The 12,431-nt window shown below is 39.2% G+C and carries 6 protein-coding genes; all 6 read left to right on the top strand.

Going from position 1 to position 12,431, the window contains the following annotated elements; translation table 11 throughout:
- Window positions 1–183: 183 nt before the first annotated feature.
- The 6 genes from CWB85_RS01940 to CWB85_RS01915 all read left to right on the top strand — a co-directional run bounded on the left by CWB85_RS01940 (window position 184) and on the right by CWB85_RS01915 (window position 12,427).
- On the top strand, window positions 184–1,413 hold the full coding sequence (locus CWB85_RS01940; protein WP_138553962.1) for a glycoside hydrolase family 88/105 protein: 1,230 nt from the start codon (window positions 184–186) through the stop codon (window positions 1,411–1,413).
- 143 nt (window positions 1,414–1,556) lie between these two features.
- Window positions 1,557–4,388 carry an alpha-L-rhamnosidase gene (locus CWB85_RS01935; protein WP_138553961.1) on the top strand — a complete coding sequence of 944 codons (2,832 nt, stop codon included), beginning with the start codon at window positions 1,557–1,559 and terminating at the stop codon, window positions 4,386–4,388.
- A gap of 54 nt (window positions 4,389–4,442) precedes the next feature.
- A complete protein-coding gene (locus CWB85_RS01930; protein WP_138553985.1) occupies window positions 4,443–6,920 on the top strand; it encodes an endo-acting ulvan lysase-like protein in 2,478 nt (825 codons plus the stop codon).
- Between the two features lie 64 nt (window positions 6,921–6,984).
- The gene (locus CWB85_RS01925) at window positions 6,985–7,845 is read left to right on the top strand and encodes a hypothetical protein (RefSeq protein ID WP_138553960.1); all 861 of its coding nucleotides are present in this window, start codon (window positions 6,985–6,987) and stop codon (window positions 7,843–7,845) included.
- Between the two features lie 48 nt (window positions 7,846–7,893).
- Window positions 7,894–10,809, top strand: coding sequence for a family 78 glycoside hydrolase catalytic domain (locus tag CWB85_RS01920; protein ID WP_138553959.1), 2,916 nt, complete (start codon window positions 7,894–7,896; stop codon window positions 10,807–10,809).
- 412 nt (window positions 10,810–11,221) lie between these two features.
- Entirely contained in the window at window positions 11,222–12,427 is a 1,206-nt protein-coding gene (locus CWB85_RS01915) for a glycoside hydrolase family 88 protein (RefSeq protein ID WP_138553958.1), read from the top strand.
- Window positions 12,428–12,431: the final 4 nt, after the last annotated feature.

Raw genomic sequence — 12,431 nt, 5'->3', positions numbered from 1 at the left:
TAAGTCACGTTGTTTTATTGTTATTGCATATTCGTGAATTTTTATAATTTGTAATGACTCAGTCTACTGTTTGAGAAATTCTGTCGAGTTATTGGCACTCACTATATTTTTACAATAGACAACAGTATTTATGCGTGAAGTTGGTAACTTTCGCTCACACACAATAATAATTAGGGTTTCGAAATGAAAAAAACAATGAAATTAGCACTGCTACCACTGACAGTTGGTTTGTTGCTTACAGGGTGCTCAGAGCCAAATACTCAGAATCAAGTTAAGACTGAGAAAGCTGCAGTAGCGCCGGTAGAGGCAGGCAACGCGGATTCTATCGTCAAGTCAGCAAGAGATATTGCGAATAGAGCCGCTGATTGGCAGATATCGCATCTTGATGATCTATCTTATATTCCTGAGTCACATCGTGCAAAATCAGAAAACCCTAAATTTTGGATTCAAGCTTCATTTTATATTGGTCTAACTCGTTGGGCTGAAACAACTAAAAATCAAGATTACACTGACTTTATAGCTGCAATGGCTAAAGAGCAGAATTATGAATTATTATTAGACCGCCCTTACCATGCTGATGATCATACTATCGGCCAAACATATTTATGGCTAACAGAACAAACAGGTAATACCGACGCTTATAAGCCGACTCAAAAATTATTTGATCAAATTTTAGCAAATCCGCCACAAGTTGGATTGGAAATGCGAGATGAAACAAGCTCTACGCAAAACGGCGCTCATTTTGAAGGGAACTGCCAAGATCGTTGGTGTTGGGCTGATGCATTGTATATGGCTCCAAGAACATGGTTAAAGCTAAGCAATGTTACAGGCGATCCTAAATATTTTGACTACGCAGATAAAGAGTTTTGGGCTAGTGCAGATTACTTATTTTCTGATAAGTATGGGTTGTTCTTCCGTGATAGCCGTTATTTCGATATGAAAAGTGAAAACGGAGAACCTGTATTTTGGGGGCGCGGTAATGGCTGGGTATTTGCTGCAATTCCATTGATTATTGATGATCTACCTATGGGGCACCCATCTAAAGATCGTTATATTGAATTATATAAAAAGAATGCTGCTGGTTTGATGAAATTACAACGTGAAAACGGTTATTGGCCAGCTTCATTGATGGATCCTGACATTGTTAAAACACCTGAAGTAAGTGCTACAGGCTTTATTACATTTGGCTTAGCATGGGGTGTTAATAACGGTATTCTGACCGATCAAAAGTCAAAAGACATCGTAGAAAAAGGTTGGCATGCTCTTGAGCAAGCAGTGGAACCTAACGGTCGAGTAAATTGGGTTCAGCATGTTGGTAAATCACCAGACCCAGTTAAAAAGACTGACTCACAGCTATATGGCGTAGGTGCTGTTCTTCTTGCCGCTTCCGAGATGGTGAAGTGGGAAGGTTAACAGCCTTTAAAATTTTCAAGTAACTCCCTTACTTTTCCTCAATAGAGGTTTTGAAAGCTTATTCCTATTAACTGTAATGTTAATAGGAATTTTTAGGCTATAGGGTTTTATTGTGTCGTATTCGCATAAATGTGAGAACTAGCATGAAAAACGTTATACTTTTATTTTTTTTTATCTTTTTATCTGCTTGTAGTTATAAAAACACGCAAGATAATGTAATTATTCAACCCAATAACTTATTGGTTGAAGGGAATCTAAACCCTCTAAACGTCCATAATCCAAACCCTAAACTTTCTTGGCACTCTAATGTAGAAAGTCAATCTCACTATCAAATTCAAGTTAGCCAGACCCAATCATTTGATCAACCTGATTTATTGCTATGGGATAGTGGTAAGGTCAAAGCAAAACAATCGTTAAATATTGCATATCAAGGCACTGTACTTGAAGCAAATGATACTGCCTTTTGGCGGGTACGCGTTTGGCAATCAGAACAAATGAGTGAGTGGAGTCGTATTAGCTCATGGGAAATGGGATTGTTAACCAAAGATGATTGGCAAGCTAAGTGGCTACAAGTTGAAAAACAAGAGATTACACCTGTTACACCGAGTGTAGAACAGTGGGCGCTCTATGCAACTGGTCTTAACCCTGAAGATTTATCAACTTTAACCAAGGATAAAACTAAAACCCAAGAGCTGGTTATTGAACAAGTTAAAGTACAACCTACAGCCAGTTTATTTCGTCATACTTTTAAAGCTGAAAGTGGTAAAAAAGTAGTTAAAGCTAAGCTTCACAGCACTGCCGGTGGGTATTACGAAGTGTATCTTAATGGTCAGAGGGTTTCAGATCGTATTATGGACCCAGGACAAACTGATTTTGATAAGCGTATTCTTTACAACACTGATGAAGTGTCTAATTTTCTTTTACCGGGTGAAAACACTATTGCCGTTCACTTAGGAAGTGGCTGGTATGATGAAAACATTGCATTTAGTCGGTGGAAAAATCCTGATGGTTCAGAAGATAAACCATCGAAAACTCTTTCTTATGGCCAACCTAAATTTATTGCTCAATTAGAGTTAGCATTTGATGATGGCTCTACGCAATTAATCACTTCAAATCAACAGTGGCTCAGTCATCCGTCTGCAGTAATAAAAGAAGGCATCTTTTCTGGTGAATTGTTTGATGCTAATAAAATGCTGTCTGATTGGAATCGCAACTCGAGTAATCTTGACAACTGGCAGCCTGTAGAAGTACTTACCCAGTGGCCTACAGAAAAACTAGAGCCACAATTATTACCGCCTATTCGGGCTGTAAAAGAAATGACTGTACAAAAAATATATCAACCTAAACCAGATGTCTGGGTATTGGATTTTGGACAGAATTTTACTGGTGTACCTACTCTAAATCTTGATAAGTTGGATTTAGAAAAGGGAAGTTCAGTGTATCTTCGTTATGCTGAATGGGCTGATATAGATGGTAACATTAGTCAAAAAACAGGCGGTGGAGCACCATTATTAAAGCAAGTAGATGGTTATATTGCTTCTGGTAATGATACATCAACGTGGACACCTGAATTTTCTTGGCATGGCTTTCGTTATTTAGAAATAACAGGACTTAAACAAGCACCTGCTATTGATGCCATTAAAGCGCATTTAGTAAGAAGTGATGTTGAAATTGCGGGGACTTTTAAAAGCTCTAATGATTTAATTAACCGCATTCATGATATGGCGTTATGGAGTTATGAAAGTAATTTAATGGCTGTACCAATGGATTGCCCTATCAGAGAGCGCGCGGGCTGGACTGGTGATGCACATGCCGCGCTTATCACTGGTAACTATAATTATAATATGGACAACTTTTGGCAAAAGTATTTAGGTGACTTTAGTACGGCGACATTCCAAGCCCCTGCCGTGGTTCCAGGTAAGCGTACACACGGTGGCAATTTTGATTGGGCCGTTGCTGAGATAATTATTGCTTGGGAACATTATCGTCATCACGGTGACTTACAAGTACTACAGAGACAATTCGATAGTTTACTGGAGTATATGCAGTTAGCCGAAAGTAAATTAGATAATGGCTTATTACGTATAGGCTACGGTGATTGGTGTGATCCCGTTTTAAAACCGGGTATGGGTCGAAAACGCTGTAATCCACAGCACACTTCGCCAACAATTACGAGTTCAGCTTTACTTGCTCATGGCGCCGATCTAATGAGTAAAATAGCTGCTTTACTCAATGAGGCAGATAAATCACAACAATTTACTGACTTATTCCAAGCAATCAGTGCGCAGTTCAATAAAGAGTTTTATAACCCGCAGACCGGACATTATGGTAGTCAAACCGCCGATGCAATGGCACTACGCTTTGGGATTGCGCCTGTTGATTTACGCCAATCAATCGCAGCTGCTTTAAATAAAGATGTGGTCGAGAAGTGGGGTGGTCATGGCTCTGTAGGTGCACTTGGTCAAACCTATTTATATTTAGCATTAAGCGATTACGGCTATGCGGACACTGCTTTTAATATTTTTACTGCAGATGGTTACCCTGGCTACTCATTTCAATTTGAAAAACTTAACGCGACAACTCTTTGGGAGCGAAAAGGGGTTTTAGACCCAGATCTTGATCCCGAACGTAGAAACGCCCCTGGTCGTTCATTAAACCACCCATTTCACAGTGGTTATGATGGGTGGTTCTATGAAGGGCTTGGTGGGATCCGACCATTAGATGATAATGCTGGCTTTCAGGAGTTTGAACTTCGCCCAGTATTTCCTAAAGACTTAGAATGGGTCGACGTCAGTTACCAAACTGGTTATGGAAAAATTAAAAGTAAATGGACTCAAAAAGACGGTGTCATCAAATGGGATATTGAAATTCCTAGTAATACCAGTGCTTACGTAACAATCCCTAATACGCGTAAAAAACTATACCAAGCTGGTAAGTATTCGTTTGAATTTCAAAGATATATTAAGCCTATTTAATAGAGCACACTTGTGAACAAAATCAGGTGTCTATACTTAGTGCTAGGTTCATTAGTGACTAGCCTTTACAGCACTAAGTTACTTGCTACTGAGCGTCCTTTAATTTGGCTAACAGCCAAAGAAAAGTCCATTGTTTTGAAAAAAATAGAGACTGAACAATGGGCTAAAGAGCGCTTCTTAGCTTTAAAAAAACGGGCTGATGATTTTGTTCCGACAAGTGTTGATGAACGCGTTGAGAATATAAAAAGGCTGCCATTATCCTGGCAAGAAAAAACTAATAAATTTCCTGCGTTTATCGTGCAAAAAAATGTAGGCAATAACGAACTTCGCAATCCATTACAGTTAAGCCTACAAGCGGCTATTGATTGCGGGGTTATGTATGCTTTAATTGGTGAAGATAAATATGCACACTGCGCAGCAGATATTTTATACACCGTTGTACAAGGGTTAAATAGTACAGAGATTGGTATACAGCCGGTGCATTTAAACAATCGAGGCTGGATCATACCAAAAAACCACCTTCTAGAATCCCGGATCTACGCAGCTCAAATCCCACTTATATATGACTTTGTTTATAATTACCTAAAGAAAGGTGGAAAAGTTTATGATGCACATCAAAACAAGTTTACTGTATTTGATTTCAGTGCAGCACAGCATGTGTTTACCACTTATGCGCAGTTAGCACTTGATTCTGGTCTTATTGATAATAACTGGCCTATTTTGGAGTCATCGAGTTTAGTGCATAACGCGTTAGCAATTGATGATGAGCATCTGCGCCAACACTACCTTGAACATTACCTTACCCTAGATACAGCCCATCAAGACTCTTTATCAAAAGTAGCAAAAAATTATGTAAAGGCAGGAGATATATGGCCTGAGTCTCTAGGCTATGCGATGCATGTTGGCTATTTTAGCTTATATTTAATGAACTTAATTGACCGGATTGAGCCTTCATTACAGCTTGGAAATAAGTACCCTAATATTTCCAGTGCATTATTAACCTATGAGCAATTACGCTTTCCAAATGGTGATTATCCGGCATTCGGAGATAGTCATCGCAGTCATCAAGATAACTATTTTGAATATGAATTGGCATATAAGTCAGCTGTTTTGAATAACAACAAAGCATTAATCACTAAGTTTGCTAGCAGGCTAAAGCAGTTAATTAAGACAGGCCAATATGATCGCTCAACACTGTTACCCAGACATACCTCAGCAAAGCCATACTTTGCTCCTTTAGCGCTATTGTGGCCAGAAACTGAGTTGGGGGAGCAGAAAATTGACACACCTTTAAATGTATATAACACGGTTCATATTCCATTTGCAGGGCTTTTCATTCAACGAAATTTATCCTCTGACGACCCTGTTCAAAATAGCCTTATGGCAACTATTGGTGGCGGTAGTTATGTGCATGGCCATGCGTCAGGAATTGATATGGAGTTGTATGGGCAAGGGCACGTATTAGGTTTAGAATCTGGAAAAGGCGCTTACCCTACAAATGTTCATCAAAATTATAATCGCTTATTTGCAGGCCATAATACAGTTATTAGTAATGGTGCATCAGCTTCAAAAGGTGGATGGCTACAATTGGCAACAAACCCCGTTGAAAAAGTTGTTATGGAGCCAGAAATTAATGCAAACCCAATTAGCGATAAATACTCTTTTATAACGGCTCGTTTTTATGATGAATATAATTTAGTAAAACCGGCATACCATCAGCGAACTACCGCGGTTATACGGTTAAGTGACCAGCTTGGTTATTACCTCGATATTTTTAGAGCAAGATCAGAGGCTGAAAATCAATATCATGATTATTTATATCGTAACCTTGGCGATTCGCTTGATGTAGCCACTGATGGGCAAACGATTAAGTTTCATTCTGATAAAAATCGTTTTCAACCTTTTGACCCGTCAATGATCGATAAGTGGACGCATGACCGGAATTTTGTTCACCCAGGATGGCATTTCTTAAAAAATGTGAATACCTCTTCGAAAACAGCTAAAAGTCTTACTGCAACCTTTACCGCACATAAGTTCCTAAATTCACCCGTTATGATGCAAAGCACTATTGTGGCGGGTTTGGAGCTGACATTGTCTACAGCGATTGCCCCTAAAATTAAAAGTGAAGACCCACCTTATAATAAGCACGAGATACCAATGATGGTGTTACGTCATGAAGGAGATGCTTGGCTTAACCCGTTTGTATTAACGTTTGAATCGTATCAAGGGGTTGAGCAGCCTGCTATTCAATCTACTTCTCGTCTGATGCATAACGATGTATTTAAGGGAGTCAAAGTAGTCTCTAAAGTGGGCATTTCAAATGTCACTCAATACATTTTGATCCAAGAAAATAGTAGCCAACATTATGAAAATAAAGAACTTGGCATATCATTCATCGGCTCGTTTGGGGTTATTACACTCAAAAATAATAAGTTGACCGATCTCTATATTGGTTCAGGCACGCAATTGAGTTTTCGAGACTCGTTACTGAAAGTCGAGAGTACGAGTTCATCAGCATACAAAACGTATTAACTGGTAAAAGCAGGATGCCTAATTGTGGTAGGTCTTGCTTTAAAAATAATAAAGGAAATTAAACATGGTTATCCGTACAACATTATTATCCTTATCGTTAGTTTGCACACTATCTGCTTGTAGTTCTAAACAAGCTAGTCCTCAAGCTGAGTCGACACTTTATGTTCAAACAGGCACAGATCCTCTGTGGCAAGAAGTAAAAGACAGTGACGCGTTAAGACCACATCACACTAATACTAATAAGGGGTTTAAAGGCTCTAAAATTGATGTAAATAACGCTCTTGTTGAAGTTGGTCCTTATGCGAATAACCCAATCATCCAAGACAATTTAGCGATTCATACTGTTGGCCATGCGTCAATTCGTCGTAATGAGTTCGAACGTTGGACTCGTTGGTACCAAGAAGACGGTAATACACAAGTTTTCCGCTTATTTAAAGATGAAGAAAATCTTCGAAATCAACGTGAAAATGCAGCACGCATAGAAAGCTTTAGCGTGACCGATAAGTGGGCGCCACAAGACGGCGTATGGCGAGAGTGGGAAGGGCGTTTCACTATTATAAAGTCAGCTGGATGTGCACTACCGCACATGTGCTCAATATTTCAAGCTAAAGGAAATAATGTCGACCACTGGTCTGTGATGATCCGCTTAGATGAACACGGAAATATTTGGTATGTACCGCGAAAAGAGCAGCCTGAGATAGGAAATAACAAGTACATAGTAGCTAAAAATATGAATGGTAAAGGCTTTGATGTGCGAGTAAGGGATAACGGTATAGATTACGAAGTTTATATTGATGGCAATAAAGTTGGTAATGGCCAATGGCCACGTACAGAAGAAATAGGCTTCCGCTGGGGGATATATGTTGGTCGTAGCGAAGTAACAGATGCCATTATGCTTTTTGCTACCGGTGTAACAATGCGATAAGCACTTATAAAGTAATGCTTATATAACGTATCTTAGAGGAATATCACCATGAGTAAATTGATAAGATCATTAAGTAGTTTTGTTAATAGGGCAAATAAAGTTCATGTAAGTCTATTTTCTGTTTTTATATTTTTAGCAGGTTGTGCAGAACATAATCAGCACTCTACTGAATCAGAATCTAGCAAAGTTGTAGCGCAAGTAGCTGCTCCGATACAGTTAAAAGTGGGGGAAGGGTTTGTCAATCCACTTGGTTATTATGAACAACGGCCACGTTTTAGTTGGAAAATACCCCAGTACGGCAAAGCTCAGTTTCAATCTGCTTATCAAATTCAGGTTGCGACTTCAGCTAAATTTCTTGATACCCAAGTTATTTGGGATAGCGAAAAGGTTGTCTCAGACAATAGCGCTTGGATAAGCTATCAAGGTAAAAAGCTATTGTCTCGTCAAAAGGTTTATTGGCGGGTAAAAATGTGGGATGAAAATGATCAAGCTTCTAAATGGAGTGAGGTTAACCACCTTGAAATAGGTCTATTGAATAATGATGACTGGCAAGCAAAATGGATAGGCCATCCAGATGCTAATGAGTTTGATGAAGATAGTGTGTTTAATCGAACCGTCAAAGGTGGGCGTTTCCCCGCACCTAATAATAAATACTACCGACCACACTACTTACGCAAGGGTTTTAGTTTAGATAAAGACATCTATCAAGCACGGTTATACATCACATCAAAAGGTGTATTTAAACCTTTTATAAATGGTAAAGCCATTAGTAATGATGTGATGACTCCCGGTTGGACTCCTTATCACAAACGTATCGAAACACTCACTTATGATGTGACATCACATTTAAAAATAGGTGAAAATACATTAGCTGCAATTGTTGCTGAAGGTTGGCACAGCGGAAGAATATTCCACCCAACAGAGCAGCAGTATATGTTACCTATGCGCTTATTGGCGCAATTAGAAGTCACATTTACAGATGGCACTCAGCAAATCGTTGCATCAAATAAAGATTGGCAATCGACTGACCAAGGCCCAATTCGCGAAGCGAGTAATTATGATGGGGAAATTTATGATGCTAATTTTGAACTAACTAATTGGCACAGCGCTGACTTTGATAAAAATCAAGATGCAGATAAATGGCAAAAGGTTATTACGGAACCACTTGAACAACATGTGTTATTGAAGCCTAAGCGTCATTCTACGGTTCGTGAAACGTTAACTATTCCAGCAGTAAAGATTGTTAGCCAGAAAAATGGCATAACAATTTTTGATATGGGGCAAAATATGGTGGGAGTGCCAGAAATCAATATTCCTGTCATTAAAAATCAGCAAGTCAAATTACGTTTTGCAGAAGCTATTGATAAAGGTGAGTTTGCCGTAACGAACTTACGTTCGGCAAAAGCTACCGATCTCTATACTCCAAACAAAACGGGGGTGGTCCGTTATCAACCAACCTTTACCTTTCATGGCTATCAATTTGTTGAATTATCTGGTTATGACCAAGCTTCCACACCTACGCTTGATTGGGTGAAAGGGAAAGTATTGCATTCCGATTTTGAGGTTTATGATAATTTCACTAGCACTAACGCTGATCTAAACCAGCTTTCAGATAATGTATCTTGGGGCTTACGCGGAAACTTTTTAGATATTCCAACCGATTGCCCACAGCGGGATGAACGTTTAGGTTGGACTGGTGATGCGCAAGTTTTTGCTCAGACATCAATGTATAAAGCAGACGTTTATGGTTTTTGGGCTGCTTGGCTTGAAAGTGTTCGTGAAGAGCAAAGTATCGATGGCATGGTGCCAAACTTTGTACCTTTTCGTAATTTCTTAACTAGTTTGACAGGTTCTGCATGGGGAGATGCTGCTACTATTGTGCCTTGGGAGCTTTATCAGTTTACTGGCGACAAAACCATTCTTGCAGAAAACTACATCATGATGAAACGTTGGTTGGGTTATCATACATTTAACAGTTATCAGCATATTTCTACCATGAGTAGCCATGGAGACTGGCTACAACCTTTCACCAGTGATGGTAATAATGGTGGCGACACTCACAGAGATTTAATTGCAACGGCTTATTACGCCTATTCAGCAGATATTGTTGCTAAAACGGCTCGCATTCTAGGTTACCACACTGATGCTGATCAATATGAGGTTTTGTTCAATAATATTAAACGCAAGTTTCGAGATTACTTCTTTGATGAAAACTTGTTACTTCGCACCAATATTATCAAACCGCCGATCTACAATAATGGCAGTGAAAGACAAGGCCCAACAAAAAAAATATCACCTAAAACCACACAAACCAGTTATTTGCTGCCCCTCGCTTTTGATCTGTTTGCTGTTGAAGAACAAAATCAAGCGGTTGAACAGTTGGTTACTTTAATTGAAAAAAGCGATCGTCATTTACGCACTGGATTCTTAGGTACGCCACTATTAGCGCCAGTATTACAAAAATTTGGTCATAGCGATCTCATGTACGAGATTTTATTTAAAGAAAGCTATCCATCATGGTTTTATTCGATAAAAAACGGCGCTACTACCACCTGGGAGCGTTGGGATTCTTACTCGCTAGAAATTGGTTTTAATGGTGAGAAAATGAATTCGCTTAATCACTATGCTTACGGCGCTATTGCTAGTTGGTTTTATCGTGGAATGCTAGGTATTGAACAAACTCAGCCTGGCTTTAAACATTTTAAAGTTGAGCCGCAGTTTACTGACAAGCTGTCTACGGTGAATGGTAGCCATCCCACCCCGTATGGCGATATAGCTGTTAGTTGGGCTATCACTGATGGGCAACTCATCATGTCTTTAACCGTCCCCAAGAATACAGAGGCTAGATTAGTTTTACCAAAAATCGAAGACATAGCTGTGATCCGTAATCGCTCAATAGCGGTCTCAGAAAGCGAAGTACTGCTCCCAGGCGAGTATGAAATTCGCGGAACTGTCGCATTTTAAATTAGATTACCGGTCATTTTAATTTAGCTAGCGTGCATAAGTAAGTGGCGCTAACTATGATTGAAAATGACCGATTTATACATTTGGTTAATGCCCTCCCTTTCTATTCTTAGCCTAATAAACACGGTATACCTGCAAGGAAAACATCCTTATTGCATTTTAATTGGTGATTCATCACTTACAATTTGACATTATCGCTCAATATGGGTCAATATCAGTCAAATTGGTGTGCCCTGTTTATGTAAATTTAACTTGCGATAAAAAGCAGAGCCTTGCAGGCAAACTATTGGGAATAGCGAAGGAAACTTGTTAATTGCTCCTAGGGTGCAATTTTCAGCATGTGACAGGTATAAATATTAAATTCGCTCAAATAAAAATTATTAAAAATTGAACGTGAGTTAAAGGGGGTTCTATGAAAAAAAGTTTAACTAAAAGTGCATTGGCCATATCAATATTATTTGCGCTACCGGCCTGTAATGCACTTGAAGGGAATAAGCAATTACTAGCAGACGATGCGGCTTTTTGTAGTGCAGCACTGGATAAAGCACAACTACAAATGGATGACTTTAGAAAAGCTTATACTAACCCTACAAAAATTCCTACCTCATACAGTGATGGTAAAGTGAACTTCATTAACCCAATGGGATGGACCAGTGGTTTTGTTGCGGGCAGCTTTTGGTATATTTATGAACATAGTCAGGATAAAAGTTGGCTTGATACTGCGACTGAATGGACGAATGCATTAGAGAATATGCAGTTCAACCGTAAAACGCATGACGTAGGTTTTATTATGAACAATAGCTTTGGTAACGGATTAAGGCTAACGGGCAATCAAAGTTATAGCCCTATTTTGGTTAGTACAGCTAAGACACTAATGGAACGTTATAATCCGGATATAGGCACTACATTCTCATGGAGCTGGGGAACATGGGAATTTCCGGTCATTATCGACAATATGATGAATTTAGAGTTGCTATTTAACGCCTCGATAGCGACTGGCGATAAGAAATATTATGACGCGGCAGTCAGCCATGCGACAGTCACAATGAAGCACCACTTCCGTGACGATTATAGTTCGTATCATTTAGTAAACTATAGCCGCGACACTGGTTTGCCTATATCAAAACAGACATTTCAGGGGCTGACGGATGACTCTTCTTGGTCAAGAGGTCAAGCCTGGGGAGCGTATGGTTATACAATGGTATATCGATATACTAAAGATGAAAAATTCTTAAACCATGCCCGTAATATCGTTAACTACCTACTTACTCATAAAAATATGCCTGAAGATTTAGTGCCGTATTTTGATTACGACGCGCCAGAACATCCTGATGTTATTAACTACCGAGACTCTTCAGCTGCATCATTATTAGCTAGTGGTTTAATTGAATTAGCTAACTATGTTGAAGAAGACGAAGCTGCTCGCTACCGCAAAGCGGCGATGACAATGTTACGCAGTTTAAGTTCGTCAGAATATTTAGCCGCAAAAGGTGAAAATGGACACTTTTTGTTAAAGCAAGCAACGGGCCATTACCCTGCTGGTAAGGAGCTAAATGCGGCATTAAATTATGGCGATTATTACTATTTAGAAGCACTTAATCGCTGTAAAAGTTTATAGGTTT

The sequence above is a fragment of the Pseudoalteromonas sp. S1727 genome (genome assembly GCF_005886375.1).
GTDB classification, from domain to species: domain Bacteria; phylum Pseudomonadota; class Gammaproteobacteria; order Enterobacterales; family Alteromonadaceae; genus Pseudoalteromonas; species Pseudoalteromonas haloplanktis.
Note: the sequence above shows the minus strand (reverse complement) of the source record. Positions and strands in the feature narration are given on the sequence as shown.